Genomic DNA, 25,659 nt, shown 5'->3' on the forward strand with positions numbered 1-25,659 from the left:
ACCCCGGGCCGCCATCGAGGCGGCCCGGGAGTTCATCGACGGCGCGCCGCGCACAAGGCTCCAACGCGTCACGTCGATGGACGCCCACCGCGCGGCCAAGGACGCGGCTACGGGCGGCGCCCGCCTCGATCTCCGCGATACGGGCCGCGTTCGCGGCGGCGCGCAGGATGTGGCCCACCTGGTGCGCCTTCGCGATCGGGTGCAGGTAGGCGGCGGAAGCCGCGTCGCCCGCCGCCTGTGCGGCGAGGCGGGCGGGTTCCGTAGCCGCGTCCTTGGCCGCGCGGTGGGCGTCCATCGACGTGACGCGTTGGAGCCTTGTGCGCGGCGCGCCGTCGATGAACTCCCGGGCCGCCTCGATGGCGGCCCGGGGTCGTGCGTCGGCGGGGCACGCGACCTCGAACACCGGCAGGACGTCCAGTGCCGCCTCGGTGGCGTAACGGGCCACGGTTCTCAGTTCGTCCAGGGACAGTTCGAAGTCGCTCGTCACGCCGGTGATCTTCGCACAGGCGTCCGTTCAGCCGAGCCGGTCCGCCGTGTACGCCTCGATGGCATCGCGCTGGAACACGGCGAGGCCGGGCGCGATGGCCTCGTAGGCCGCGCGCCAGTCGGGGTTGCCGGAAAAGGGCGGGCGGACCGTATGGCCCCTCTGCCAGGATGGCCGGCCATGACCGCGACGCGAGCCACCATCCTCTTCGACCAACTGGCCCCGGTGTACGACGAGGTGCTGCCGTTCTTCGCCGGGTTCGCCCGACAGCACATGGCGTGGCTCGCTCCCGGGCCCGGGACCCGGGTGCTCGACCTGGGGGCCGGGCGCGGTGCCCTGACCGGTGCCGCGCTCGCCCACGGCTGTCGGGTGACGGCGGTGGACTGCGCTCCCGGGATGGTCGAGCGGCTGGCGGACCAGTACCCGCGTGTGCACGAGGCGCGGGTGATGGACGTCCACCAACTGGACTTTCCCGACGGCTCCTTCGACCTGGTCTGTGCGGGGTTCGTCGTCCACCTGCTCGATGATCCGGCTGCGGCGGCCCGGGAGATCCGGCGCGTCCTCGCCCCTGGCGGGGTGTTCTCCTTCTCCGTCCCCGGTGACGTCGAGGACGCGCCGGAGTGGGAGTTCTACGGGGCCCTCTTCCGGGAGTTCCAGCCCCTGATTCCCGAGGGTCAGGGGCGGCTCAGCCGTCCCCTGGACGCGGAGAGGCTGCTTTCGGCCGCGGGATTCACCGGCACCGGCGAGACCGCCATCGAGCAGCGCCTGCCCGTCCCGGACGCCGGCACGTTCTGGGACTGGGGGCTCTCACACGGCTCCCGCGCCTACTTCGACGCCCTCCCGTCCGATGCCCGTACCGAGTTCGAGGCCCGCGTGCGGGCGGAGCTGTCCGCCATGGACCCGATCGTGTTCGCGGCCGGTGCGCGCCTCTGGAGGGGCACTTCAGCGGCCTGACCTCGGGCGGCGAACCGCACCATCGTTCGTGAGGGTGAAGCCCAGCAGGGGGATCTCGTCCGGGTCGACGTCCTCGGACGAGGGGCAGCCCTCCACGTATCCCGCCACGCCTGGACCGGGCTCCTCGGGCTCACCACGGCGGAGTGGTACAGGCGCCGGCTGTACGTGCGGGAGCCGTGCCGGTCCGTGCCGGCGGATAGGGTCGACGGGCCATGGACTACGCACCGATCGACCGGGATCCCGGAGCATTCCAGCAGCCCCTGAGCGCGGCCGAGATCGAGGCCGTCGTGCGGGCGGCCTTCGGCGAGGGCGCGGTCGTGCTGTCGGCGGCCGAACTCACGGGTGGGTACTACAACAACACGTACAGGGTCGACCTCGACGGTGAACGGCCCGTGGTGCTGCGCGTCGCGCCGGAGCCGGACCGTCAGGCCAGGGCCGATCCCGAGATGATGCGCAACGAGCACGCGGGGGTCCCGTACCTGGCGCCTGTGGCGGGGCTGCTGCCGCGTACCCTCGCGATCGACTTCACCCATAAGGTGATCGGCCGCGACTACATGTTCCAGACGTTCCTGGCCGGTGTGCCCGCCGCAGCGGCGCTCGCCACGTACCCGGAAACCGCGCGCGGCGCGTACTTCCGGCAACTGGGTGACATCACGCGTACCGTGCACGGCGTGCGCGGACCGGGGTTCGGCAGGGTCGCCGGCCCCGTGCACGAGTCCTGGAGCGACGCGCTGTTCACCTGGTTCGATCACGCGTGCGCGGACCTCACCGACGCCGGGCTCGACGCCGGTGACGTCACCAGGCTGGTCCGGCTGGCCGACCGTGAGCGCGCCGTGCTCGACGAGGTCACCGAGCCGCGTCTGCTGCACGGGGACCTCTGGGTGGGGAACACCATGCTGGCCGAAGGCACGCCGGAGCCGTTGATCACGGGTGTCTTCGACTGCGACAGGCTCTGGTGGGGCGACCCGGAGGCGGACTGGCCGGTCTATCTGGCGCTGCGCAAGCCGGGCGGCGAGCGCGATGCCTTCTGGGAAAGCTACGGCCGGGTGGGCCGGACCGAGAGCGCCCGGTGGCGCGCGCTGGTCTACGAGGCGAGGCACGCGACCGCGCTGCTGCACGAGTTGCACCGGCTCGGCCTGGCCGACCGGCTGGCGGAGACCTACGGCGAGATCCGCGACCTCGCCGACCGGCTGGCCGCCCACTGACGCGGAAGCGGTACGGGCCCGGCTCCCCCTCGTACAGGGAGCCGGGCCCGCTCACGCGCCGGCCGCTAGACCAGCGTCCACGACTGGTTCGCCGTGCCGCCGCAGGTCCAGATCTGGAGCTGGTTGCCGTCCGTGGTGCTCCAGTCCGTGACGTCCAGGCACTTGCCCGAACCGGCGTTGACCAGGCTGCCGTTGGCGCCGGCCGTCCAGGACTGGGCGCCGGAACCATTGCAGTCGTAGAGCTGGACCTTCGTCCCGTTGGCCGTGCCGGCGGCCGCGACGTCGAGGCATTTGCCGAGGGCGCGGAGGGTGTTGCCGGTGCGGGTCCACTGCTGGGCGGAGGTGCCGTTGCAGGTGTAGAGGTCGACCTTGGTGCCGTTGGCGCTGTTGGCACCGGCCACGTCGACGCACTTGCCGCCGTAGCCCTTGATGGCGGTCGTGCCGGCCGGCGGGTCGACGGGCCCGCCGCCGCCCGTGATGGCCTTGAACGTGTTGGTGAACTGCCAGGTGCTCTGCGGGGTGCCGCTCTCGCCCTGGTTGTCGCGGCCGAGGGACCAGAAGGTCAGTTCCTGGATGCCGTTGCTCGCGGCGAACGCCTCCAGTTCCTGGGCGTCCTGGGTGGTGAAGACCTCGGCGGCGGTGTCGTTGACGCCGATCATCGGGCAGTTGCCCTCCATCGCCCAGAGCTGTGCGGAGGACTTCTCGGTCCAGATCTGGCCGAGTTGGGTGTGCAGGCCCTTCGCGGCGCTGATCGCGGCCTGGCCCATGTCCATGGCGGGGCCGTAGTCCATGGTCATGATGTTGACCAGGTTGACGTCGAGGTTGTGGCTCTTGGCGTTCTTGAGGAGCGCGATGCCGTTGGACTCCAGGCCGCTGGGGCTGACCGGGAGCGTGTAGTCGATGTCGAGCTTGCGGCCCTGTGCGCGGTACTCCTGCTGGAGGTTGGCGAGGGCCTGGTTGCGGCGGTCGTTGGCGGCGGTGTTGTCGAGTGTGCTGCCTTCGATGTCCAGGTCGATGCGGGTCAGGTTGAGCTGGTCGATGACCTTCTTGTACTGGGCCTGCATCGCGGACACCGAACCGCAGGAGGCCAGTTCGTTGCCGCTCGCGCCGCCGAAGGAGGCGATGACGTCGCCGCCCACCGCGCGCAGGCTGTTGATGGCGTTGTTCCAGCCGGAGTCGGTGACCGGGGTGTCGCCGTTGATGGTGGCGTTGCAGGTGCCCTGGCTGATGATGAACGCCAGTGTGTAGTACTTGTTTCCGGTCGCGTTGTACGCGTTCATCAGGCTGGACGGGCTGTTCCACATCTCCGCGTACGGGGCCGCGTAGTGGGCGGGGAAGCCGGGTCCGGGGTTGGCGGCGGCGGAGGCGGGGGTGGCCGTGGCGACCAGGCCGGCGGCGGCCAGGGGCAGCACGCCGAGCAGGGCGGTGAGCCATCTGCTGCGGGATCGGGGCATGGGGGTTCCCTCCGTTTACGGGTAGGTGGTGAGGTACGCGACGTTGCTGCCGGGCGTGACCGCCGCCCCGGTGCTGTTGATGATGTGGCTGATCGTTCCGGCGCCGCCGAGGACGACGGTGACCATGTCGTGGAACTTCACGCCGGAGGTCTGGGGCACCTCGAAGGAGTGGTCCTCGACCACCGAGGGGTTGACGTTGAAGTAGGCGTAGCTGCCCAGACCCCACGCTTCGTGGCTGGTCACGGACGCGCCGACCTTGTACGCGGGGTAGCCGTTGGTGTTCCCGTTCTTCCAGGCGCTCTGGTTGGGCGGGTCGTACGGCAGCTCGTTCTGGAAGAAGTACGTGCGCCCGCCGTTGCCGTTCCAGATGACCTGGGTCTTCTGGTAGTGCTCGACGAACAGGCCGTACGCGGTGACGTTCTGGCCGTTGACGACCAGCCCGGTGTCGGCGGTGTTGGTGTTCCAGCCGACGGTGCCGCCGTTGCCGTGGTCGGCGCGCCAGATCCAGGTGTGGTCGATGATCGTGTTGCTGGTGTTGACGACCAGCGACTGGGTGGCCTTGCCGACGGTGGCGCCGCCGATGCGGAAGAACACGTCGTTGAGCGTGACGGGGTTGGCCGCGTGGTTCGCGGACGAGCCGTCGGGGCCGATCCGCATCAGGGTCTGGGAGTTGGTCGTACCGGCGTCGACGAGGACCCCGGCGATCTTGATGCCGTCGACGTCGGCGGTGGTGAGCGCGGTGATGCCGTTGTCCGGGATGAGCGTGGCGAGGCCCATGCCGAGGACGACCGTGTCGGGGCGGGTGACGTTGAGCGTCTGGTTGAGGTGGTAGACGCCCGGGGTGATCAGGAGGTTCTTGCCGGCGGCCAGGGCGGCGTTCATGTCGGCCGCGCTCGCGCCGGGCTTGGCGATGTAGAAGTCGTCCAGCGGAAGCGACGAGCCCGCCTGGGTCTTGCCGCTCCAGGTGGTGGCCGAGGCGTTGGTCTGCGCGGCGGGTACGAACACCTTCCAGGCGCCCGCGTCGTCGACGTACAGGAAGGGCTTCTCGCGGTTGACCGGGGCGGAGGCGACGGTGGTGTAGGTCGGGAAGGACTGGGCGGGGGCACCCTGGTCGCCGACGAAGACCATGTTCCAGTTGGAGCCGGACCAGGAGCCCATCTTGGTGTTCTTGGTCAGGAACTGCTGCTGGCTGCCCGACTGGATCTGCCCGTCGATCTTGGAGTCGGAGATGAAGCCGCCGCTGGACCAGCCGCCGTCGTCCAGCTTGAGGTTCCCGCGCACATGCATACGGCGGTACGGGGCCGCCTGCGAGACGGCCCAGCGGTCGCTGCCGCCGTTCGGCGTGACGGACAGGTTCTCCGCGTCGCGCCAGAAGTTCTGGGTCGCATTGCCCTGGAACCAGTCGGCCTCGGCGTGGACGGCGCCGTTGATGTTCACCGCGTCCGGGGAGAGGCCGAGGCCGGCGACCTGGGTGTAGAAGCCGACGTTGACGTCCGCGCTGTACGTGCCCGGCTTGAACAGCACCGCGTAGCGCTGGGAGCCGAACTGGTTGGACTGCTGCTGGCTGAAGATGCTGTTCAGCTTGGACTGGATGGACGAGGCGGACATCGACGGGTCGAAGATCACCGTGTTCGGGCCGAGGTCCGGGTTGTCACCCGTGGGCGGGTCCGTGGGGTCGGTCGGGTCCACCGCGCCGGAGAAACTCCACTTCTGGTTGCCGGTGCCCGCGCAGTCCCAGATCTGCAGCCGGGCGCCGTCCGCGGTGCTGTTGTCCTTGACGTCCAGGCATTTGTTCGCGGCGGTGTTGACCAGGTCACCGGCGGAGGTCAGCCGCCATTTCTGACTGGCGACGGTCCCGTAGCAGGTCCACAGGTGCACCGCGGTGCCGTTGGCCGTGCCGTTCGCCGCCAGGTCCAGGCACTTGCCCTTCGCGGTCAGCGAGCCGTCGCTGTTGAGCGTCCAGCTCTGGTTCTGGCTGCCGGGGTAGCAGGTCCACATCTGGGCGGGCGTGCCGTCGGCGGTCGAACCGTCGGTGACGTCGAGGCACTTGCCGGTGCCGGTGTTGGTCAGCGCGCCGGGGGTCGCGGCGCCGGCGGTTCCCGAGCCGAGGGCGACCAGGGCCCCCGCGGCGGCCAGCGAGGCGGACAGCGCCATGGCCAGGGATGCGGTGCGCCGTCTGCGGCGGCGGTGGGGCGGATGAAGCATGGGGAGCCTTCCTGTGGCGGGCGGGGGGTAGGAAGTCAGGTCCATGACAGGAGACACGTCCGGCCTTATTTCAAGCCGTGAAGCTAGAGGCGTCTGCGACCGCCCGTCAACCCCCTTGCACGGGCCGGTATTTCAACCTCTGTAGACACTCCGCCCGCGATCACGGGAAACCGCAGCACTCTCGTACGGCTTCTGAAGTCGCAGGTCAGCTGTACTGACATGCAGTGTTCGAGTTGTGCGCGATTTTCTGCCAGGAAAGTTTCCTGACAGACGGCTTGACGGGCTGTCGTGTACACGCGCAGACTCCGGTCTGCTCAGCCGCTGCGCTCCACCGCCCACCTCTGGAGTCCCCCATGCGCGTCAGACACGGCACCGCACTCCTGCTCCGGCTCCTCGCCCTCGCCGCGCTCGTGCTCGGCCTGCAGGCCGCCCCGGCGCACGCCGCCCCCGCTGCCGGTACGTTCCGGGTGCTGGCCTTCTACGACGGCACCTACGACGCGGCGCACATCAGCTTCGACCACGAGGCCAACACCTGGTTCGCCCAGCAGGGCGCAGCCCACGGCTTCACGTACACCGCCACCACCGACTGGAGCCGGCTCAACAGCACCGAGCTGGCCGGCTACCAGGTCGTGATGTTCCTCGACAACTACCCGCACACCGCGTCCCAGCGCTCCGCGTTCCAGTCGTACGTGCAGAACGGCGGCGGGTTCGTCGGATTCCACGTCTCCGCGTTCAACACCGATACGAGCGACTGGCCCTGGTACCACAACACCTTCCTCGGCACCGGGACGTTCCGGTCGAACACCTGGGGCCCCACCCAGGAGACGCTGCGCGTCGACGACCCCGGGCATCCGGCGACGGCGGGGCTCCCCGCCACCATCACCTCGTCGGTCAGCGAGTGGTACAGCTGGCAGAACGACCTGCGGAAGAACCCCGCGATCGACGTCCTCGCCTCGATGGCCCCCTCGACGTTCCCCATCGGGACCGACCCCAACCAGACCTGGTACAGCGGGGATTACCCGATCGTGTGGACCAACCGCGGGTACCGGATGGTCTACAACAACTTCGGCCACAACGCGATGGACTACGCGACGAACACCGCCCTGTCGTCCACCTTCGCGAGCGCCCAGCAGAACCGGCTCCTGCTCCAGGAGATCGCCTGGGCCGCCGGGCAGGACGGCGGCCCGGTCACCCCGCCCGACGACTCCACCGGCCGGATCACCGGCTACGGCGGCAAGTGCGTCGACGTGGCGGGCGCGAGCTCCGCCAACGGCGCGGCCGTCCAGCGCCAACGGCGCGGCCGTCCAGCGGGTATCCGGCGGGGCTGCGCGGGTGCCCCTGCCCGCTGGGGGTGGAGCCGGGGGCTTTTGGGCGGTACGGGGACGGCGGCGGGGCTGCCGGTCCGGTCGGCCAGGACCGCGCTCAGGTCCAGGGCGGGGAAGCGGGATGCGGTGCGAGGGGCCTCGGGCATGCGATGTCCATCCGTTCGTCGTTCGAGGTGAACTTTACGACGGAGGTAAATTTAGCCCGAGACTTCAAGGGTGTCAACATAAAAATGCTACGAGGGTAAGATTGCGCCATGACTACTGAGACCACCGCAGCCACGGGCGCCCCCGTCGGACTCCGTGAGAGCAAGAAGCAGGAGACCCGGCAGCTCATCTCCGATGCCGCCACCCGGCTCTTCCTCGACCAGGGGTTCGAACAGACCACCATCGCGGAGATCGCCGCCGCCGCCCGTGTCGCGAAGAAAACGGTGACCAACTACTTCGCGCACAAGGAGGACTTGGCGCTCGACCACCAGGACGCCTTCACCGGCTCCCTGGCCGCCACGGTCGCCGGCCGGGCGTCGGGCGAGTCCGCGCTGACGGCCCTGCGGCACGCCTTCGCCGAGGCGGTCGCGGCGGCCGACCCGGTCGCGGGATTCTCCGGCCCCGCGTTCGCCCGGATGATCGCCGACAGCCCCACGCTGACGGCCCGGCTGCGCGACCTGCACGATCTGCGGGAGACCCGGCTCGCCGAGGCCCTGGCCGAGGCCACCGGCGCCGCCCCCGACGACATCGCCGTGCGCACCGCCGCCGCCCTGCTCGGCAGCGTCCACCGCATGCTCTTCGACCGCATCCAGGAACGGACCCTGGCCGGGTGGCCCAACGCCCGGATCAGCGGCGAGATGGCGGAGGCCGGGGACTACGCGTTCGGGGTGCTGGAGGAACCGCTGGCCGGTTACGCCGCCGGGCCCTCCACCGACCCGAAGGTCCACCCGGACCTCGTGCTCTGACGGATGTCCGCCGCGCTGTGCCGACGACGCGTACCCGCCGCGCTGCTCCGGCAGGTGTCCGCGGGGGCCTCAGCGCCCAGGCCAGGCGATGTCGTCCACGGCGAGGAACGGCTCACCGGCCACCTTCGCCGGGGTCGCGCCGGTGAACGCCACGACGTCCCGGTGCAGATGGGACTGGTCGGCGTAGCCCGTCTCGGCCGCCACCCGGGCCGGACCCTCGCCCGCGACCAGGCGGTGGGCGGCGTGGTCGAAGCGGACCAGTCTCGCCGCGCGCTTGGGCGGCAGCCCGAGCTGGGAGCGGAAGCGGGACCACAGCCGCTTGCGGCTCCAGCCGACGTCGGCGGCAAGTTCGTCGATCCGGAGCAGTCCGTGGCCGGCGGTCATCCGCTCCCAGGCCCGTGCCACCTCCGGGTCCACCGGGGGGCCTGCCGCGTACCGGCGGCCGAGCAGCGCGTCCGCGAGCGCGAAGCGGGCCTGCCAGGACGGGGCTTCGCCGAGCTGTTCGCGTATCCGGGACGCCTCACGGCCCCACAGGGCGTCCAGCGGGACGACGGCACCGTCGAGCTCGGCCGGGGGCACGCCGAGGACCGCGCGGGCGATCACCGGGGACAGCCGCACCTGCACGCACTCGACGTCCTGTCCGCGTACCCGGACCGCGCCGCCGGAGCCGAGCCCGGGACCGGCGACCAGGCAGCCGCGCTGCTGTTCACCGGTCGCGGTGTCGAGGACGGGGGTGCCGGCGCCGAATTCGAGGAGCAGGGTGACCGCCGGGTGCGGGACCATGCGCAGCGCGTCCAGATCGTGCACGCGGAACCCGGCCATGGTGACCCCGGGCACGCGGCTGGGCCGTGGTGGGCGGGAGACGTCCCACACGGCCGTACCGTGCATGAAGGTGTGCACCCCTCCATGCTACGAGCGGGCCGCCGCGAGCACGGCCGGGCGGGCGGGACATTCGTTCAAGACGGGGCCGGGGCCGGTGGCGACAGTGGGGTCATGACTGTTTCCGACGCCACCGAGTTCTCGGCCGTAAAGCTGGACGACGGCCACACCATCCATGTATGCCAGGACGGACCCCGTGACGCCCCCGTGCTCCTGCTCATCCACGGATCGGCGTCCTCGGCGCGCTCGTGGGACGCGCTCGTGCCGCTGCTCACCGCGCACCGCGTCATGCGGGTCGATCTGCTCGGGCACGGCAGGTCGGACAAGCCGGACGACGGCGGTTACGCGATCCGCGACCAGGCGCGGCGCACCGGCGAGGTGCTGGACCGGCTCGGTGTCGGGCACGCCGTGGTGGTGGGCCATTCCAGCGGCGGGGTGACCGCGACGGCCCTCGCCGAACAGCGGCCGGAGCTGGTGTCCGGTCTGGTGCTCGTCAACACGGGCCCCGGCCTGGGGGCATTCATCGCCACCGGCTCCGGCGCCGCTGCCGCGCCCACGCAGTGGCCGCCGAGCGACGAGCAGATCAGGCAGCTCGCGAGCACGGGCTTCAGCCGCCCCGGTTACCGGGTGCCGGACGCACTGCTGGACGAGGTGCGCGCCATGACGGCGCACTCCTTCACCGCCACGATGGGGAGCACCCGCGCCTACCTGGAGCAACGGGCGCTGCCGGAGCGGCTGGCGGGACTCGGCAAACCGCTGCTGGTGCTCTTCGGTGAGGACGACCGGCGCTGGCGCTCCTCGTCGGCCGCCGACTACCGCGTCGTCCCGGGCGCGCGGGTGGAGTTGCTGCCGGGGCTGGGGCACTCGCCGATCCTGGAGGACCCGCCCCGGGTCGCCGGGCCCCTGCTGGACTTCGCCGCGCTCCACGGCTGAGAGGGAGGGCGTCGTGCGGATTCTCGTCTCCGGGGCCGGGGTCGCCGGTCCGGTGCTCGCCCACTGGCTCGTCCGGTACGGCTTCCGGGTCACCGTCGTGGAGCGGGCGCCGGCTCCGCGCCGGACGGGCGGGCACGCGGTCGACCTGTTCCGTCCCGCCGTGGACATCTCGGAGCGCATGGGAGTTCTGCCGCGCATCGAGGAGCGGACCACCGGCACAGATCGGCTGAGCGTCTTCCGGGAGGGGGCGCGGCGGCCCGTCCGGGCGGACCTCGCCAAGATCTTCGGCGGGGCCTCCGACCGGCACGTCGAGGTCTTGCGCGACGACCTGACCGCGATCTACTACGACGCCGCCCGCGAGGACGTCGAGTACCTCTTCGACGACTCGGTCACCTCGGTCTCCCCCGGGGACGGCGACGGGTGCGAGGTGACGTTCGAGAACGCCGCGCCGCGCCGCTTCGGCCTCGTCGTCGGCGCGGACGGGCTGCACTCCGCCGTGCGCCGCCTGGTCTTCGGTGCGGATTCCGGGCGCGGCTCCTTCCTCGGTGCCTACTTCGGGGTACTGAGCCTGCCCAACCTCTCCGGGCTGGACGGAGAGTTGCTGATGCACGTCGGGGTGGGGCGCACCGCCGGGATGTACGGGGCGCGGCATCTGGACGACGCGCGGGCCCTGTTCCTGTTCCGGAGCGCGCGGGAACTCGACTGGCACCACCGCGACGTCCCCCGGCAGAAGGAGTTGCTGCGCGGAGCGTTCGCCGGGCTGCACCCCCAGGTCGACGGGTGGCTGGAGGAGCTGGACCGTACGCCGGCGTTCTACTTCGACTCGATCAGCCGGCTCCGCATGGACAACTGGTCGCGGGGGCGGGTGACGCTCGTCGGGGACGCGGGGTACTGCCCCGGTCCGGCCGTCGGCGGCAGCACCACGCTGGCGGTGGTCGGCGCGTATGTCCTCGCCGGTGAGCTGGCCCGTGCGGGCGGCGACCACACCCGTGCGTTTCCCACGTACGAACGGGTGATGGCGGACCACGTACGCGGCAGCCGTGCGGTCGCGTTGAGCGCGGCGAGGACGCTGATTCCCACCTCGCGCGCCGGGGTGTGGGGGCTCGCGCAGGGCGCCCGGCTGGTCTCCGCGCTGCCCGCGGGGCCGGGCCGCGCGCTGCTGCGCCTCACGACGAGGAGCGCGCGGCTGTACAACGCGATGACCGTCGAGGACTACGCACCGGCCGCCGCCGTGTGAGGGCCGGCGGACGCGTATCAGGCGCGGTCCAGCGCCGCCTCCACCTCGTCCATCACGTGCTGCCAGTGGGTGCGCCGGTTCTCGCGTTCCTCCGCGCTCGCCAGGTGTTCCTGGTGGAAGCGGAGCATCGTACGGGCGCCGTCGGCGGCCGGGGTCATGGCCACCTGGAGGGTGGTGGTGCCGTGGGTGACGCGGATGCGGTCAGCCGGGCGGTAGCCGCGTACCTCGCCGGTCACGCCGGCCGCCGTCCGGTAGGGCGCCCCGCGCTCGGGGGTCAGGGCCGTGTCCGAGCCGAGCCAGAGGGCGAGTCCTTCGGGGCCGCTGATGAAGTCCCAGACGACGGACGGCGGGTGGGGCAGTGTGCGGGACACGCCGATCTGCCAGCCCGCGTCCCTGGTGAGTCCGGTGGGCATCGGTCATCCTTCCTCGGAGTGGCGGGCGCGCAGCGCCCTGACCTTGTGACGGTTGCCGCAGTGCTCCATCGAGCACCAGCGGCGGCGGCCGGGGCGCGAGGTGTCCACGTAGATGAGGTGGCAGTCCTCGGCGGCGCAGGTGCGGATGCGGTGCGCGTGGGGCCCGGTCAGCAGCTCGACGGCATCGCGGGCGACGGTGGCGGCCAGCGCCGTGCCGCTGGGGGCACCGGCCCAGCGGCGGCTGCCGTCCGGGGCGATGGCGGGTGCCAGGGCGGGGCGGGCGGCGGTCTCGTTGATGACCGCCAGGTCGCCGGGCGGGTGCGGTTCGCCGCGCGTGTGGGCGACGACCACGCGGAACAGCGCGTCGCGCAGCATCCGTAGCGCCGCGACCTCCACGGCGGAGACGGCCGGCTCAGGGGTCGGGGTCAGCCGGGAGCGTTCCGCCCAGGCGGTCACGTCTGCGGGCTCGTGCAGGACCTCGTACCGCTCGTAGGGCCCGGGACCGCCGGTGGTCAGCAGCTCCAAGCACAGGGCGCCGGGATTGAACCGGTAGGCGACGCCGGTGGTGGAGCGCAGGGTCAGGCCCACGGGCTCCGCCCGCGCGGTCGCCGCCGCTCTCTCTGCGGACTTCATGTAACCACTATAAGCGGTTACAGTGACAGCGCCAGGGGTTCAGCGCAGCAGGGTGAGGTGGCCCCGGGTTCCGCGCAGAGGGCGGCTCTGGGCAGCGGTCACGGGGGCGAGGGAGCCGCCCACGGCGCGCGGGAGGACCACCTCGGTGGGGCGGTGGGCGCTCACGATCGCGTCCAGGGCCTGCCCGAGACGGGCGATGTCCTGAGCCGTGGTGTCGTGGTCCAAGGAGGCGTGGAGGGCGGTGGTGATGCCCCGTCCGGGCAGGTGGAGCGGCATCTCCTGGGCGACCGTCTTGCGCAGGACGATCCCCCGCGCGCGCAGCTCGCGGCGGAGCTGAGCAGCCGTCAGCTCGTCGTGGCGGAAGGCGAGGACGGCGGACTGGACGCGGCCCGGGGCGATCAGCTCGATGCCGGGGGCCCGGCCGACGGCGTCGCGCAGCTGCGGGTAGAGGTCCTGGCGCGGCGCGGCCGAAGCGTCCTTCTCGTGCAGGAGGAGCGCGGTGTTCAGGCCGGCGACGGACGCGCTGTGCGGCGTACGGGGCGGCTCCTGGCCGTACCGCGCCGGGCCCGGATCGGTGAGCGCGGACCGCAGGCGGGCCGTGGCGCAGGCGAATCCGACGTCGACGGGCCCGCCTAGGAAGCGCCAGGCGTCTCCGGTGAGCAGGTCGGCGCCGATGCGCGCCGCGTTCACGGGCAACTGGCCCACGGAGTACGAGACGTCGACCGCGTACAGGGCGCGGTGCGGGGCGAGGAGGCGGCCGATCTCCTCGACCGGGTTGACGATGCCGCAGCCGGCCGGGACGTGGGCCACGCTGACCAGGGCCACGTCCTCGTCGATGTGCGCCGCCATCCACTCCAGGTCCAGGTCGCCGCGCGCGTCCAGCGGGACGACGTCGAGGCGGCAGCGGGTGCGGTCGCGCAGCGCGAACAGTGCGGTGAGGCGGGCGACGTCCTCGTAGGGCGTCGTCCAGATCCGGTCGGCCGGGCCGACGGGCAGCCGGTCGAGCGTCTCCCGGAAGGCGTCGGCCCCGCCCGTCACGAGGGTCGTGGTGCCGGTGGCGGGCACGGAGAGCAGGGCGCCGAGGCGTGCGGGGACCTCGGTGTGCACGATGTCCTCGACGTACTCCTCCAGTTCGTGCGTCCCGTACTCGTCCTCCCGGCGCAGCAGCTCCGTGACGACGGCGCGCACCGCGGCAGGTGTGTGGCCGGCGGTGGCCGCGTCGAGACGGACCGTTCGTTCGACCTGGGGCGTCTGCACATTCATTCCGGGTCCTCCCCCCGTTGTCGGGGAACCTTGACAAGTCATTGCCTGACCTCTGGCAATATGTTGCCCGGCGTTCGGAGAATTTGGCAACGCCCGCTCCAGCGATACTCAAGCGCAGCGGGCCGCCCCTCTTCCCCTGGCCCCGGTTCCGAGATTTCCTGGCTCACTTCTCCAGGGTTTGCCAAGCGCCGGAAGAATGCGCGAAACAGCATGTCATCGCAGGTCAAGACGGCATGTACGAGCGGGACCCACTCAAGGAACGGGCCTCGCGGGCCCGTTCCTCCTCTTTACTCCACCCATTCACGAGGGAATTACGACCGAATTCCTAGGAGGTGTTGCCAATCTCAAGGCAAGAAGTTGCCAACGCGGCACACGGAACTTGTCACAAAGGAGACCAGCCATGAAGAACATCGCCCGCGTCCTCGTCAGCACCGCCGCCGTCGCCGCCGCCGTCCTCACCAGCGCCGGCATCAGCGCTGCCGACGGCCAGGACATCGGCTGGCCGTTCGCCGGCGGTACGACGCAGGTCTCCGCCAAGGACATCGGCTGGCCCGTGGCCCCGCAGGGCGACATCGGCTGGCCGACCGCTCCCCAGGGCGACATCGGCTGGCCGTCCGCCCCACAGAGCGACATCGGCTGGCCGGCCGCGCCCGTCGCCTGACCGCGCCGCCCGCACCGCCACCGCACGAGCGCCCGTCCAAGGCGGCTCGAGCGGAACCCGGCACCGTGACGCACGTACGCACGCAGGCTCGTACGTCCGGGCTCGCGCGGCCAGAAGTCCCGGCAGCCGGAAGGAAGTCCGCCCCATGGCACAGACACCGTGGAACGCGAGGTTCGAGACGATTCTCCGGCAGGGCCTCCCCGGCCTGGGCAAGGAGAGGACGCCCGACGCCGACGTTCCGATGGAGAGTTACGGGCTCGACTCCATGGCCCTCATCGGCATCGTCAGCTCCCTCGAAGCGGCGTACGGGGTCAGCCTCGCCGGCCAGGTCGTCGTTCCCGTGCACACTCTCACCGCCGGGCAGCTCTGGGGCATCGTCTCCGCCGCCTTCCAGCCTTCCTGGGACGCCGGCCTCTATCCGTCGTCGGACACCGTCACCCGTGGGCGTACCCCCTGGGCCGTCGCCTGACGGGCCACCCCGTTCCGCAGGACCCGAGAAGCCTCCGCCGCTCACCGAGCGCCGCGGGGGCTTCGGTCGTGTCCGGCCGCTCCCGCACACCCTGGTGACTCAGGTCACAAAGGCGCCATGTCACATTCGAGGGGTCCGCCTCCATCCCCTGGTTGTCAGCAGCCGGTGAGGAAGGAAGGACCCGATCATGAACGCGCAGCAGAGGACCCGTACGGCGGTCACGCACCGAGTGGTGATCCTGGGAGCCGGGTACGCGGGCATGGCCGCCGCCGTCCAGCTGGCTGCCCGGACCAGGAAGCACCGCGACACGGTGCGGGTGACCGTGGTGAACGCGCAGGAGCGGTTCACCGAGCGGATGCGGCTGCACATGACGGCCACCGGCCGCACGCCCGACGTGATGAGCGTCCCGGAGATGCTGGAGGGCACGGGCGCGCACTTCGTGCAGGGCTGGGTGACGGCGGTGGACGCCGGGGCCAGGACCGTGCGGATCGACGACGACCGCGTCCTTCCCTACGACACACTGGTATATGCGCTGGGCGGGCACGCCGACACATCGGCGGTGCCGGGGGCCGACGACCACGCCTACACCCTGAGTGGCGTCCAGGACGCGGAACTGCTCGCCGGGCGGCTGGAAGCCCTCGGCAACGGGAGCGGTGGCGGCACGGTGGTCGTCGTCGGCAGCGGACTCACCGGGATCGAGTCGGCCGCGGAGATCGCCGAACGGTACCCCCGCCTCGACGTGGTGCTGCTGGGCGGCAAGGAGCCCGGCGCAACCATGAACGACAGGGCCGCGGCCCATGTCCGGGCCGCCCTCGACCGCCTCGGCGTCCAGGTGCGCTGTGGTGTCGAGGTGGTGAAGGTGCTCGCCGGTTCGGTGGAGCTGGCGGACGGCGCGAGCATCGCGGCCGACGCGGTCCTGTGGACGGGCGGCACCCGGGTCGCACCGCTGGCCGCCGCGGCCGGACTTGAGGTGGACGAGCACGGACGCGTCGTCACCGACCGGGCGCTGCGCTCCGTTTCGCACCCCGAGGTGTACGCGGTCGGGGACGCGGCCGCGATCCGCCAGGGCTACGGGGTCATGCACGGCACCTGCCAGGGCGGCATGCCGACCGGGGTGCACGCCGCGCTGTCGATCTTCCGGGTCCTCGGGGGCAAGGAGCCCAAGCCGTTCCGGTTCGGCTACTACCACACGCCGGTGAGCCTGGGCCGGGGCGACGCGGTCGTACAGTTCACCCGGCCCGACGACAGCCCGCGCCGGATCTGCCTGGTGGGACCGATGGCCGTCCGGTACAAGGAGACCGTGACGGCTTCGCCCTGGCCGACGTACGGCCGCATGAAGAAGATGCCCGCCTCGGGCGCGTTCTGGCCCCGGGGCGGCCGCTTCACCCGTTAGGGCGTGTCCGCAAGGGCCCGTCGTACGCCCGAAGCCGACAGGCCCTAGTACCCGCACCCGATGTGTCCGAGGGGACAAATGAGCAACCCGCACGACGACGCAGGCCGTCCCGCCCATCCCGGTCAGCAGGTCTTCCTGGAGTACCGGCGGCTGCTGTTCTCCGTCGCGTACCGCCTGCTGGGCACCGCCGCCGACGCGGAGGACGCCGTGCAGGACGCCTGGCTCAAGTGGTCCGCCGCGGACCGTTCGAAGGTGGCCGATCCCAAGGCGTACCTGACCCGGATCGTGTCGAACCTGGCGCTGGAGCGGCTGCGGTCCGCCCGGCACAAGCGGGAGACCTATGTGGGGCCGTGGCTGCCGGAACCCATCCTGACCGGCACCGGCGCCTCCGAGGCCGTCGTCCCGGACGCCGAATCGGCCGCCCTGGGCGCCGAGTCGGTGTCGATGGCCATGCTGGTGGTCCTCGAAACGCTCAGCCCGCTGGAGCGCGCGGTGTTCGTGCTGAAGGAGGTGTTCGCCTTCAGCCACGCCGAGATCGCCGAGGCGGTGGAGCGGTCCGAGCCCGCCGTACGGCAGGCGGCGCACCGCGCCCGTGAGCACGTGCGGGCCCGCCGGCCGCGCTTCGAGGCAGGCCGGTCGGCGCAGCGCGCGGCGACGGAACGTTTCTTCGCCGCCGCGACCGGCGGTGACGTCAACGCGCTCCTCGAACTCCTCTCCCCGGACGTCACGCTGTGGACCGACGGCGGCGGCAAGGTCCGCCAGGCCCTGCGCCCGGTGACCGGCGCGGCGACGGTGGCCGCCTGGTTCTCGGCCATCGGCACGGTCGCCTACCAGGGCGTCGAGCCGGCGGACATGAAGGCCGAACTCGCGGAGATCAACGGCGGTCCGGGCCTGGTGTTCAGCGGGCCGGAACGCGTGATCGCCACCGTGTCGTTCGACTTCGACGCGGACGGGCGCATCACCGCGATCCACAACGTGGCCAACCCGGACAAGCTGCGGGCGGTCGCGGAGGGGGTCGCGTACGACGTCGGGGCGCGGTAGCCCGTACGGGCCCGCCGCCCCGGGGCGCCGCGCACGACAGCAGCCCGTCCGGGCAGGACCGGACGGGCTGCGGAGGGGGCGCCTCCGGTCGATCTCGACCCGTGTGTCGCGTCAACGACGTTGTCGTACACGGCCGGAGCATCGCCCCAGAACCGCTGGAGCGGTCGCCGGCGGACGTGCACGGCCGCGCTCCCGCACCGCTTCCTGGCAACGGCCGGGGGCGTCACGGCCCCGGACGGGCCGCCCCCACCTGCGGCTAAGGCAGGGCTCCAGCCGGTTCGGAGAATCTTTCAAGCCCCTTCTGCCAACGTCCTGGCAATGTCTTGCCACGGCGGAAGCCGCTGTCGAAGGAGCTCGCCACGATGTCCATCTCCGGTCTCATCGCGCAGCAGGTCGTCGCACGCCCCGACACGATCGCCGTCCACGCTCCCGGACACCCCGGCGACGACGTCTCCCTGACCTACCGTGAGCTGAGCGGCGCCGCCGACCGGCTGGCGCGGCTCCTCGCGGCCCGGGGCATCGGCCGGGGCGACCGGGTGGCGACAAGTCTGCGTCCCGGACCCCGGCTCGTGACGGCCCTGCTGGCCGTCCTGCGGACCGGGGCGGCGTACGTGGCACTCGACCCTGCCGATCCGCTCGCGCACCGCCGGTTCGTCGTGGGCGACAGCAGGGCCCGTACCGTCCTGGCGGAGCCGGCGGACACGCTCGACTACGCGGGACTGGGGGCGGCCGTCCTCGGCGCGCAGGCGGCGGGACCGGACGACGAACCGCCCCACGCGGCCCCCGTTTCCGCTGCCGTTTCCGATGACGACCCCGCGTACGTCTGCTACACCGCGCGCACCGGCAAGGGATCCCCCGTCGGCGCCGTCGTGTCGCACCGGGCGCTGGCCGAACTGGTGCGGTCCGGGGCCGCTTTCCGGCCCGGCCGGGACGATGTCGTCGCACAGGCCGCGAGTCCCGCGTCCGCCGCGAGCGCGTTCGAGACGTGGGCGACGCTGGCCGCCGGCGCCCGGCTCACCGTCCTGTCCTTCGACACCTTCGCCGGCCCGGAGCGGCTGCGGCGCGCCCTCGTCGACCACGGGGTGACCGTCGCCCTGCTGCCGGCCGCCCGGTTCCACCGGATCGTCCGCGACCGCCCCGACGCGTTCGGCTCGCTGCGCGCACTGCTCGTCGGCGGCGGGACCTGCGACCCGCACCAGGTGCGGCGGGTCCTGCGCGCCGGGCCGCCCCGGCGGCTGCTCCAGGTGTACGGGGCGGCGGAGACGGGCGCGTTCGCCCTCTGCCACGACATCACCGGCGAGGCGGCGGACCCGGACGGCCCGATCCCCTACGGCCGGCCGGTCGGCAGCACCGCCGCCGTGGTCGTCGGCGCCCACGGCCTGCCCGCCGACCCGGGCACCGTCGGGGAACTGCTGCTGGGCGGGCCCGCACTCGCGGACGGCTACCTCGGCCGGCCGGAGCTGACCGCCCAACGCTTCGTCGAGGACCGGTTCACCGGAGTCGGCGGGCGGCTGTGGCGGACCGGCGACCGGGTGCTGCTGCGGACGGACGGCGCGCTGGAGTTCGCGGGCCGGACCGACGACCGGGTCACCGTGCACGGTCTGCGCGCCGGACTCCACACCATCGAGTCCGCGCTCACCGCGCACCCCGGCGTCGCCGAGGCGGTGGTGACCGTGCACACGGACGCGGACGGCGAACGGCGGCTGGTGGGACACGTGGTGCCGGGCGGCGGGGCCGACGCCTCCGAGGCGGACGGCCTCGCGAAGGCAGGCCGTGCGCAGGCTGCCGACACCGCGCACGCGGACCCCGGCGCGCAAGCGAGCGACACCCCGCACCTGGCCGGCACCACACACGCCGGCGCCGGCGTCGCCGTCCGTACGGCCCTCGCCCCTTCCCCCGCCGTCCCCCTCGAAACCGCTCTCCGCGCCCATCTCCATCAGCACCTGCCCGACGGGCTCGTGCCCTCTTCCCTCGTCCTCCACCGCGAACTCCCCCTGGATTCCGAGGGCCGCGTCGACCGTGCCGCGCTGCCCGCGCCGGGGCCGGTGGCGGACCCGGTGGCCGGAACGCCGCCCGGGACGCCCGTCCAGGAGATCGTGCGGGACCTGTTCGCGGAGGTGCTCGGGCTGCCGCGCCGGCTGATCGACGCCGACTGCGACTTCTTCCGCGCCGGCGGCCATTCGTCGGCGGCGGTCCGGCTGCTGGACCGGGTGCGCGAGACGCTGGGCACCGGGCCGGTCGGTCCCGGCGCGCTGCACGCGGCCCCGACCCCGGCGGCGCTGGCCGCGCTGCTGGGCGAAGGGCCGGCCACCGCGATCGGGCCGGGCGCCTCCGGTTCGGCCGGTACGGACAGCGTCGTGCTGGCGTTCCGGCTGCGCGGGCCGCTGGACGTACGGGTGCTGGACGAGTCGCTCGCCGTACTGGGGCGGCGGCACACGGTGCTGCGCAACTCCCGTATCGGGACCGCCGGAACCCGGCTGCGGTCCGTGGCGCCGGACGACCACCTGCTCGAACTCTCGCTGCCCGCCGACGGGGTGGACCTGTGGTCGCAGCTGCCGCTCGCCGCCGACCTGGCCCGGATCCACCGGGAGCTGGCCGCCGGGGGCAGCCCGTCGCCGGTCCGGGAACTCGTGCGGTACGCGCCGCGTTCTCCGTACGGCGACACGGAACCGACCCCGCTGCCGGGCGCCGGTCCCCAGGTCTTCGGCACCGCCCCCGGCCGGCTGGAGGCCGACCTGGACGAGGCCCTGCACGCCCGGCTCACACGGTTCGCGGCGGCGCGCGGGGCCACGGTCTTCATGGTGGTGCACGCCGCGCTCACCGCCGTCCTCGGTCAGCTGGGCGCGGACGGCGAGATCACCGTCGCGGCGCCCGTCCCGGCCCGGGACCACCCCAGCCTCCGGGGTGCCGTCGGGGCGTACGGGCGGGTGCTCGCGCTCTCCGTGGACGCCTCGGACGACCCGGCGTTCGACGAACTGGTGCGCCGGGCACGGGAACGGGACCTGGCGGCGTACCGCAGCGCCGACGCGCCCCTCGCCCAGGCCGGGGGCGTCGCGCTCACAGTCCTCCAGGAGGCGACGGAGGCCCAGTTCGCGGCGGGCTCCCTCACCGTGCAGCCGGAGCGGGCCGGGCTGCCGCTGCCCGCCACGGATGTGGGCTTCACACTGACCGAGCGCCAGAGCCGGGCGGGTGCGCCGGCGGGCATCGCCCTGACGACCACGTACCGGCGCGAGACGGTCGGCGAGACCGTGGCCGCCACGCTGACCGGTCGGCTGACCGCCCTGCTCGCGGCGGCCCTGGACCGCCCGGACGCCGCTCTGAGCACGCTGCTGCCGGCCGGGCGGCCCGTGGCCCGGGGCGGGGTGTGGGAGGGCGGCCGCAGGCACGCGCTGCCCGTCACGACGGTCGCCGACCTCTTCGCGGAGCGGGTGCGGCGGGCTCCGGCGGCGGTGGCCCTGTCGGGCGCGATCGGCGTGGCAGCCGCCTCCGGTACGGGCGACGGGGCGCCGGTCTCCGTCATGGACTACGCGGAGCTGGACTCCCGGTCCGACCTGCTGGCGCACGCGCTCGTCACGCACGGCGCGGGCCCCGGCACCACGGTCGTGACCGCGCTGTCCTCGCCGACCGGGTTCGCGGTGGCGGCGCTGGCCGTCGCGAAGACCGGCGCGGCGTGCGTACCCGTCGACCCGTCGCGGAAACTCCCCCGTTCGGTGCGGCCGGCGGTGATGCTGCTCGACGAGACGGCCGATCTGCTGCTGGGTCAGGTGCCGGGGGCCGTGCGCCTGGTGCGCGACGAGTCGGCCGATCTGCTGCCCGCCGACGGGAGGTGGCCGCTGCGGGACTCCGACCGTACGCGCCCGCTGCGCGCGGAGGACCCGGTGCTGTGGGCGCTCGGCTCGCCCGGCGCCACGGTCGTCGGCGCCGGCCCCGTCGTCGCGGCGACGCTGGCCGAGCCGGTCGACGCCGCGTGGCTGGTACGCGGCTACCCGGACGCCGACGCCACGATCGGCCTGCTGGGCGCGCTGGTACGCGGTGTCCGGGTGCACGTACCGGACGTCTCGCTGCGGCACGCCGTACCGCAGGAGCTGCTGCGCTGGCTGCGCGAGCGCGACGCCCGGACGCTGCTCGGCGGCAGCGACGAGGTGCTGGTCGCCCTGGTCGCGCTCGCCCGCGAGGAGGGCATGTCCCTGCTCACCAGCGGCGGCTGGGCCGAGGGCCACCTCGTCGTCGAGCACCGGGGTACGGGGACGGCCCGGCCCGCCCCCGGCTACCGGGCGTACGTCCTGGACGCCGGGCTGCGGCCCGTCGCCCCGGGCGCGGTCGGCGCGCTGTACGTGGCGGGGGCGGGCGTCGCCCTCGGGTACGCCGACGCCCCGGCCGCGACGGGCGAGCGCTTCCTGCCGGACCCCTTCGGCGGTCCGGGCACCACCGCCCGCATGTGGCGCACGGGCCGGGCCGCCCGGCTGGACGAGCACGGCAACCTCACGGTTCTCGAAGGCCCGGCGCCGGACGACCCGTTCGCGGACACCCCGTCGACCTTCGTGGTCGTCGACGACGGCGCGGGCCGCCGCGCCCTGTGGCCCGCCTCGGCGACGGTCCCTACGGGCTGGTCGGAGATCCACGCGGAGAGCCGGTACGAGCGGTGCCTGGACCACTTGGACGAGCTGCCGTAGGGGCCGTGGCCGGTCGTCAACTCCGCTCCCGCGCAGGTGGCTTGCCTTCGCCCGATCGGGTCGAAAACCGGCGGCTCCGAACCGCCTTCCGCGTCTGCCGGGGGTCTGCCCACAAGATCGTCAACGGGCCGGACTCCGGCCCGGCGGAGCGCGACCGGCATGTCGTGGCGCGACCGTCACCCGACACGGCCGGGCCACGGGCCGGGCCACGAAGGAGATCTTGTGATCGCACAGGGCAAGCGGCTCCTCGGTTCCCTGGCCATGGCGTTCGCCGCCGCGGCCTCGCTCACCGTGGCCGTACCCGCCGGGTCCGCCTACGCCATCGACCACGTGGAGTGCGTCGGCGGCGCGGACTTCCTGAAGATCTACTCGCACCTGGACGGCCGGAACAGCGTCGACTGCTACGCCAACGCGGGCAGGACCGACTTCGGCGGCTGGTGGGCCGACCGGATCGTCACGGGCAACAACGACCTGATCTACTACGACGTCAACGGCGACTCGGTGCGGATCAACCGCTGGACGGACATCACGTTCCCGAACAACCCGCCCCGGATCAAGAGCATCCAGATCCTCTGAGCGGCCGGTAGCGAACCGCCCCGCCCCGCCGTCGACGAACGGCGGGGCCGGCGCCGTCACACCACGTCGAACTCATTCCCCTCGGGGTCCAGCATGGCCGCGGCGTAGAACTCCATGTCCGGCTCCTCCCGGATCCGCGCCACCGTTGCACCGGCCCCGGCCAGCCGTCGCACCGTGGCGTCGACCCGCTCCTTGCGCACCTCCAGCGGCACGGCACGGCCCCCGCCGACCTTGAGATCGAAGTGCCACCGGTTCTTGGCGGCCTTGGGCTCCGGCACGCGCTGGAACCACACTCTCGGCCCGCGCCCCGTGGGATCGACGATCGACTCCGGTATGTCACCGGCTCCCGGCGGCAGTTCCTCCGCCGGAACCCCCATGTCCTCCCAGTAGGCGCGCCACGTGGCGTGCCCGTCGGGCGCCGGCTCGGGCACGTACCCCAGCGCCTCGGCCCAGAAGGCCACCATCCGCTGCGGATCGGCACAGTCGATCGTCAGCTGCACTGTCAGCTCCATACCCGGAGCATCGCAGGCGGGTCTGACAGTGAGGGCTGAGCGACTTGACCTCAAGCTTGATCGAGGTACGAGTCTTGCGGCATGGACACCGAAGAGACACAGCGACAGCTGCGCTACCTGGCCGACCGGGCCGAGATCGCCGATCTGCTGGACCGCTATCTGCGGTCCCTGGACGTGGGGGTGCTCGACGAGGAGTGGGCCCGTGCGTTCCACACCGAGGACGTCACCGCCGAGATGCCCATCGGGACCGTGCGCGGCCGTCACGCCGTGCTGGACCGGGTGCGGCAGGGCATGGCGTTGTTCGACCGGACCGTGCACCTGGGCACGAACACCGTCATCGAGGTCGACGGGGACCGGGCCACGGCCCGTGGCGCGCAGCTGAGCACCCATGTCCTCGCGGACGGCTCGGGAAACGTGTTCGTCTCGGCCGGGCACGCCGACAACGAACTGGTGAGGACGGCCGAGGGATGGCGGATCTCCGCCTCCTCGCTGCGGGTGGTGTGGACGCAGGGGCCGCCGCCACGGCTTCCGGAGGGGTTCGGTCCGGCCGTCGGCTGACAGCGGGCGGTGTGGCCGGGGTCACCGGAACCCCGTGGGCCGGCCGGAGAGACAGGTGGTGTGAGATGTGATGAGCAGGAAGACCGGGAGCACATGCGCGCACGTATCAGGGCGGGCGACCGCCAGGCGTTCGCGGCGCTCTACGAGGCGTACGCGCGGCCGGTCTACAACCATGCCTACCGGCTGACGGGCGACTGGTCGACGGCCGAGGAGGTCATGTCCGAGACCTTTCTGGCCGCCTGGCGCACCCGGCAGGCCGTCGAACCGGAGGGCGACTCGCTGCTGCCGTGGCTGCTCGGGATCGCCACGAACAAGGCGCGCAACGCCAACCGGGGTGCCGGGCGGCGCCTGGCGTTCCTGGCCCGCCGCCCCGCGCCGGAGCCGGTCGCGGACATCGCGGACGCCACCGCCGGGCACGTCGACGACACCCGACGGCTCGCCGCCGTCCGGCAGGTGATGGGCGGACTGCGCCGCCAGGACCGCGAGGTGCTGGCCCTGTGCGTCTGGTCCGGTCTCGACTACGCGGAGGCGGCCGAGGCGCTGGGCGTACCGGTGGGCACCGTGCGCTCCCGGCTGTCCCGCGCCCGCGAGCGGCTGAGGCGGCTCACCGACGAGCAGCTCGGCCGGGAGCGGATGGAAAACGGCGGCACCGGCAGGGAACCCCGCCCCCGCCGCGGAGAGGTAGGGGGCAGGGCCGCGTTCGTGGCCCTGCCCATCCAGGAGGAAGCCCGATGAACGACCGTACCTCCGGCCCCGCGCGGGCCGAACGCGAGGAACTGGCCCGGCTGCTGCCGGCCCCGGCCGAACGGGACCTGCCCCCTGGCCGCCTTCTCCACCACAAGGAATCCCTGATGCAGCTGATCGACCAGGACGGCGACCGCGCCACCGCCCGTCCCCGGCCCCGCCTCCTGCGCCCCGCCGTCCTGCTGCCCGCCGCCGGGCTGGCCCTGGGCGGGGTCCTGTTCACGACCCTCGCCGTGACAGGCCCGGACGAGACGCCCCGCACCGCCTCCACGGCCACGGCCCCGCGCGGCGCGGCCGTGCTGCTGGACCGGATCGCCACGGTCGCCTCGAAGAGCGACGCGATCGAGGTCGGCGACGGGCAGTTCGTGTACGTCCGGACGCTGCAGGCAGGGAACGAGGGAAAGTTCGGCGGCCCGGTGAAGCTGGGCAAGCCCGGTGAGCGCGAGGTGTGGATGACGCAGAAGTCCGGGCCGGTGATCGACGAGGGCCTGATCCACGAGGACGGCCGGTACTACCCGATCGAGGTCGGGGTGCCGGACGGCGAGAAGCCCGTCGGCTACCCGGCGGGCCTCAACCGGCCGACGTACACCTGGCTGGCCTCCCTGCCCACCGACCCCGACGCGCTGCTGCGGCGGCTGGCCGGCGAGATCACCGCGGACCAGGACGCGCGGAACACTCCGGCCGGTGAGCGCGATCCGGACCAGGACGCCTTCGACGCCATCGGTGAGCTGCTGCGCGAGACGCTGATGCCGCCGAGGACGGCGGCCGCCCTCTACAAGGCCGCGGCGAGGATTCCCGGCGTCAGCGTGGACTCCGACGCGGTGGACGCGGCCGGCCGGCACGGGATCGGGGTGGCCCGGGACAACACCCGCGCCGGCTGGCGCACCGCCTGGGTCTTCGACGCGAAGAGCCTGGAGTACCTGGGTGAGCGGAGCTACCTCATCCGGGACAGCTCCCTCGGCAGGAAGGGCACCGTGACGGGCCGGTCGGCGGTCCTGGAACGGGCGGTGGTCGACGCGCTGCGCGAGAAGCCGTCGACGAAGGCCTGACCGGCCGCCGGGGGCCCGCCGGAACTGCCGTGCGGGGCCCCGGCGGAG

23 protein-coding genes and 1 pseudogene are annotated in these 25,659 nt (G+C 72.8%); 15 read left to right on the plus strand and 9 right to left on the minus strand.

Going from position 1 to position 25,659, the window contains the following annotated elements; genetic code table 11:
• A partial coding sequence (locus EAO73_RS03880) for a putative immunity protein (protein WP_412074560.1) occupies nucleotides 1–487 on the minus strand: 487 nt, incomplete at its 3' end.
• Nucleotides 488–514: 27 nt separating this feature from the next.
• Nucleotides 515–613, minus strand: a pseudogene (locus EAO73_RS36335) (MerR family transcriptional regulator); the annotation flags it as partial.
• Between the two features lie 51 nt (nucleotides 614–664).
• Here EAO73_RS36335 and EAO73_RS03890 point away from each other — a divergent pair.
• Nucleotides 665–1,438 (plus strand): class I SAM-dependent methyltransferase, encoded by a 774-nt coding sequence (locus EAO73_RS03890; RefSeq protein WP_147971369.1) that lies wholly within the window; start codon nucleotides 665–667, stop codon nucleotides 1,436–1,438.
• Nucleotides 1,439–1,650: 212 nt separating this feature from the next.
• Nucleotides 1,651–2,643 carry a phosphotransferase family protein gene (locus EAO73_RS03895; RefSeq protein ID WP_147970102.1) on the plus strand — a complete coding sequence of 331 codons (993 nt, stop codon included), beginning with the start codon at nucleotides 1,651–1,653 and terminating at the stop codon, nucleotides 2,641–2,643.
• 65 nt (nucleotides 2,644–2,708) lie between these two features.
• Here EAO73_RS03895 and EAO73_RS03900 read toward each other — a convergent pair whose 3' ends face one another.
• The gene (locus EAO73_RS03900; RefSeq protein ID WP_147970103.1) at nucleotides 2,709–4,097 is read right to left on the minus strand and encodes a chitinase; all 1,389 of its coding nucleotides are present in this window, start codon (nucleotides 4,095–4,097) and stop codon (nucleotides 2,709–2,711) included.
• Nucleotides 4,098–4,112: 15 nt separating this feature from the next.
• Nucleotides 4,113–6,302, minus strand: coding sequence for a ricin-type beta-trefoil lectin domain protein (locus EAO73_RS03905; protein ID WP_412074561.1), 2,190 nt, complete (start codon nucleotides 6,300–6,302; stop codon nucleotides 4,113–4,115).
• Nucleotides 6,303–6,655: 353 nt separating this feature from the next.
• On the opposite strand from EAO73_RS03905, the gene EAO73_RS03910 reads away from it, so the two are divergent.
• Both EAO73_RS03910 and EAO73_RS03915 read left to right on the plus strand, forming a co-directional pair.
• On the plus strand, nucleotides 6,656–7,804 hold the full coding sequence (locus EAO73_RS03910; RefSeq protein WP_224756176.1) for a ThuA domain-containing protein: 1,149 nt from the start codon (nucleotides 6,656–6,658) through the stop codon (nucleotides 7,802–7,804).
• A gap of 77 nt (nucleotides 7,805–7,881) precedes the next feature.
• Nucleotides 7,882–8,577 (plus strand): TetR/AcrR family transcriptional regulator, encoded by a 696-nt coding sequence (locus tag EAO73_RS03915; RefSeq protein WP_147970104.1) that lies wholly within the window; start codon nucleotides 7,882–7,884, stop codon nucleotides 8,575–8,577.
• A 69-nt stretch (nucleotides 8,578–8,646) separates the two neighbouring features.
• On the opposite strand, the gene EAO73_RS03920 is transcribed toward EAO73_RS03915, so the two are convergent.
• Nucleotides 8,647–9,477, minus strand: coding sequence for a helix-turn-helix domain-containing protein (locus tag EAO73_RS03920; protein WP_147970105.1), 831 nt, complete (start codon nucleotides 9,475–9,477; stop codon nucleotides 8,647–8,649).
• 93 nt (nucleotides 9,478–9,570) lie between these two features.
• Here EAO73_RS03920 and EAO73_RS03925 point away from each other — a divergent pair, with 93 nt between their 5' ends.
• Both EAO73_RS03925 and EAO73_RS03930 read left to right on the plus strand, forming a co-directional pair.
• Nucleotides 9,571–10,389 (plus strand): alpha/beta fold hydrolase, encoded by an 819-nt coding sequence (locus tag EAO73_RS03925; protein ID WP_147970106.1) that lies wholly within the window; start codon nucleotides 9,571–9,573, stop codon nucleotides 10,387–10,389.
• A 13-nt stretch (nucleotides 10,390–10,402) separates the two neighbouring features.
• Complete coding sequence (locus EAO73_RS03930) at nucleotides 10,403–11,626, plus strand: FAD-dependent monooxygenase (protein ID WP_147970107.1); 1,224 nt, start codon at nucleotides 10,403–10,405, stop codon at nucleotides 11,624–11,626.
• A gap of 17 nt (nucleotides 11,627–11,643) precedes the next feature.
• Here the strand turns inward: EAO73_RS03930 and EAO73_RS03935 are convergent, their stop codons facing one another.
• The 3 genes from EAO73_RS03935 to EAO73_RS03945 are packed head-to-tail and all read right to left on the minus strand — an operon-like array spanning nucleotide 11,644 to nucleotide 13,935.
• Nucleotides 11,644–12,039, minus strand: a complete 396-nt coding sequence (locus EAO73_RS03935) for an SRPBCC family protein (protein WP_147970108.1) — start codon at nucleotides 12,037–12,039, stop codon at nucleotides 11,644–11,646.
• 3 nt (nucleotides 12,040–12,042) lie between these two features.
• Nucleotides 12,043–12,672 carry a CGNR zinc finger domain-containing protein gene (locus EAO73_RS03940; RefSeq protein ID WP_191133930.1) on the minus strand — a complete coding sequence of 210 codons (630 nt, stop codon included), beginning with the start codon at nucleotides 12,670–12,672 and terminating at the stop codon, nucleotides 12,043–12,045.
• A gap of 39 nt (nucleotides 12,673–12,711) precedes the next feature.
• Complete coding sequence (locus tag EAO73_RS03945; RefSeq protein ID WP_147970109.1) at nucleotides 12,712–13,935, minus strand: aminotransferase class V-fold PLP-dependent enzyme; 1,224 nt, start codon at nucleotides 13,933–13,935, stop codon at nucleotides 12,712–12,714.
• A 400-nt stretch (nucleotides 13,936–14,335) separates the two neighbouring features.
• Between EAO73_RS03945 and EAO73_RS03950 the strand changes: the two genes are divergently transcribed.
• From EAO73_RS03950 to EAO73_RS03975, 6 genes are all read left to right on the plus strand, one after another.
• Complete coding sequence (locus EAO73_RS03950) at nucleotides 14,336–14,596, plus strand: hypothetical protein (protein ID WP_147970110.1); 261 nt, start codon at nucleotides 14,336–14,338, stop codon at nucleotides 14,594–14,596.
• Between the two features lie 145 nt (nucleotides 14,597–14,741).
• Nucleotides 14,742–15,065, plus strand: a complete 324-nt coding sequence (locus EAO73_RS03955) for an acyl carrier protein (protein ID WP_147970111.1) — start codon at nucleotides 14,742–14,744, stop codon at nucleotides 15,063–15,065.
• Between the two features lie 187 nt (nucleotides 15,066–15,252).
• Nucleotides 15,253–16,458: an NAD(P)/FAD-dependent oxidoreductase gene (locus tag EAO73_RS03960; RefSeq protein WP_147970112.1), complete on the plus strand. Its 1,206-nt coding sequence runs from the start codon at nucleotides 15,253–15,255 to the stop codon at nucleotides 16,456–16,458.
• 78 nt (nucleotides 16,459–16,536) lie between these two features.
• A complete protein-coding gene (locus tag EAO73_RS03965) occupies nucleotides 16,537–17,499 on the plus strand; it encodes an RNA polymerase sigma-70 factor (protein ID WP_147970113.1) in 963 nt (320 codons plus the stop codon).
• Between the two features lie 362 nt (nucleotides 17,500–17,861).
• Nucleotides 17,862–22,172, plus strand: coding sequence for an AMP-binding protein (locus EAO73_RS03970; RefSeq protein WP_147970114.1), 4,311 nt, complete (start codon nucleotides 17,862–17,864; stop codon nucleotides 22,170–22,172).
• 222 nt (nucleotides 22,173–22,394) lie between these two features.
• On the plus strand, nucleotides 22,395–22,748 hold the full coding sequence (locus tag EAO73_RS03975; protein ID WP_093710969.1) for a beta/gamma crystallin domain-containing protein: 354 nt from the start codon (nucleotides 22,395–22,397) through the stop codon (nucleotides 22,746–22,748).
• Nucleotides 22,749–22,804: 56 nt separating this feature from the next.
• Here EAO73_RS03975 and EAO73_RS03980 read toward each other — a convergent pair whose 3' ends face one another.
• Nucleotides 22,805–23,260: a VOC family protein gene (locus EAO73_RS03980; RefSeq protein WP_147970115.1), complete on the minus strand. Its 456-nt coding sequence runs from the start codon at nucleotides 23,258–23,260 to the stop codon at nucleotides 22,805–22,807.
• A gap of 81 nt (nucleotides 23,261–23,341) precedes the next feature.
• Between EAO73_RS03980 and EAO73_RS03985 the strand changes: the two genes are divergently transcribed.
• The 3 genes from EAO73_RS03985 to EAO73_RS03995 all read left to right on the plus strand — a co-directional run bounded on the left by EAO73_RS03985 (nucleotide 23,342) and on the right by EAO73_RS03995 (nucleotide 25,611).
• Complete coding sequence (locus EAO73_RS03985; protein WP_147970116.1) at nucleotides 23,342–23,818, plus strand: nuclear transport factor 2 family protein; 477 nt, start codon at nucleotides 23,342–23,344, stop codon at nucleotides 23,816–23,818.
• A 93-nt stretch (nucleotides 23,819–23,911) separates the two neighbouring features.
• On the plus strand, nucleotides 23,912–24,553 hold the full coding sequence (locus tag EAO73_RS03990; protein WP_147970117.1) for an RNA polymerase sigma factor: 642 nt from the start codon (nucleotides 23,912–23,914) through the stop codon (nucleotides 24,551–24,553).
• The gene (locus tag EAO73_RS03995; RefSeq protein WP_147970118.1) at nucleotides 24,550–25,611 is read left to right on the plus strand and encodes a CU044_5270 family protein; all 1,062 of its coding nucleotides are present in this window, start codon (nucleotides 24,550–24,552) and stop codon (nucleotides 25,609–25,611) included. Before EAO73_RS03990 ends, EAO73_RS03995 begins: the two co-directional genes overlap by 4 nt.
• The last annotated feature ends 48 nt before the right edge of the window (nucleotides 25,612–25,659 follow it).

It is taken from the genome of Streptomyces sp. col6 (assembly GCF_008042035.1).
Classification (GTDB): Bacteria; Actinomycetota; Actinomycetes; order Streptomycetales; family Streptomycetaceae; genus Streptomyces.

Bases quoted from the DNA above. Each gene is read 5' to 3' on its own strand.
- EAO73_RS03890 (WP_147971369.1), top strand. From the start codon at position 665: ATGACCGCGACGCGAGCCACCATCCTCTTCGACCAACTGGCCCCGGTG.
- EAO73_RS03895 (WP_147970102.1), top strand. From the start codon at position 1,651: ATGGACTACGCACCGATCGACCGGGATCCCGGAGCATTCCAGCAGCCC.
- EAO73_RS03900 (WP_147970103.1), bottom strand. From the start codon at position 4,097: ATGCCCCGATCCCGCAGCAGATGGCTCACCGCCCTGCTCGGCGTGCTG.
- EAO73_RS03905 (WP_412074561.1), bottom strand. From the start codon at position 6,302: ATGCTTCATCCGCCCCACCGCCGCCGCAGACGGCGCACCGCATCCCTG.
- EAO73_RS03910 (WP_224756176.1), top strand. From the start codon at position 6,656: ATGCGCGTCAGACACGGCACCGCACTCCTGCTCCGGCTCCTCGCCCTC.
- EAO73_RS03915 (WP_147970104.1), top strand. From the start codon at position 7,882: ATGACTACTGAGACCACCGCAGCCACGGGCGCCCCCGTCGGACTCCGT.
- EAO73_RS03925 (WP_147970106.1), top strand. From the start codon at position 9,571: ATGACTGTTTCCGACGCCACCGAGTTCTCGGCCGTAAAGCTGGACGAC.
- EAO73_RS03935 (WP_147970108.1), bottom strand. From the start codon at position 12,039: ATGCCCACCGGACTCACCAGGGACGCGGGCTGGCAGATCGGCGTGTCC.
- EAO73_RS03940 (WP_191133930.1), bottom strand. From the start codon at position 12,672: ATGAAGTCCGCAGAGAGAGCGGCGGCGACCGCGCGGGCGGAGCCCGTG.
- EAO73_RS03945 (WP_147970109.1), bottom strand. From the start codon at position 13,935: ATGAATGTGCAGACGCCCCAGGTCGAACGAACGGTCCGTCTCGACGCG.
- EAO73_RS03950 (WP_147970110.1), top strand. From the start codon at position 14,336: ATGAAGAACATCGCCCGCGTCCTCGTCAGCACCGCCGCCGTCGCCGCC.
- EAO73_RS03955 (WP_147970111.1), top strand. From the start codon at position 14,742: ATGGCACAGACACCGTGGAACGCGAGGTTCGAGACGATTCTCCGGCAG.
- EAO73_RS03960 (WP_147970112.1), top strand. From the start codon at position 15,253: ATGAACGCGCAGCAGAGGACCCGTACGGCGGTCACGCACCGAGTGGTG.
- EAO73_RS03965 (WP_147970113.1), top strand. From the start codon at position 16,537: ATGAGCAACCCGCACGACGACGCAGGCCGTCCCGCCCATCCCGGTCAG.
- EAO73_RS03970 (WP_147970114.1), top strand. From the start codon at position 17,862: ATGTCCATCTCCGGTCTCATCGCGCAGCAGGTCGTCGCACGCCCCGAC.
- EAO73_RS03980 (WP_147970115.1), bottom strand. From the start codon at position 23,260: ATGGAGCTGACAGTGCAGCTGACGATCGACTGTGCCGATCCGCAGCGG.
- EAO73_RS03985 (WP_147970116.1), top strand. From the start codon at position 23,342: ATGGACACCGAAGAGACACAGCGACAGCTGCGCTACCTGGCCGACCGG.
- EAO73_RS03990 (WP_147970117.1), top strand. From the start codon at position 23,912: ATGCGCGCACGTATCAGGGCGGGCGACCGCCAGGCGTTCGCGGCGCTC.
- EAO73_RS03995 (WP_147970118.1), top strand. From the start codon at position 24,550: ATGAACGACCGTACCTCCGGCCCCGCGCGGGCCGAACGCGAGGAACTG.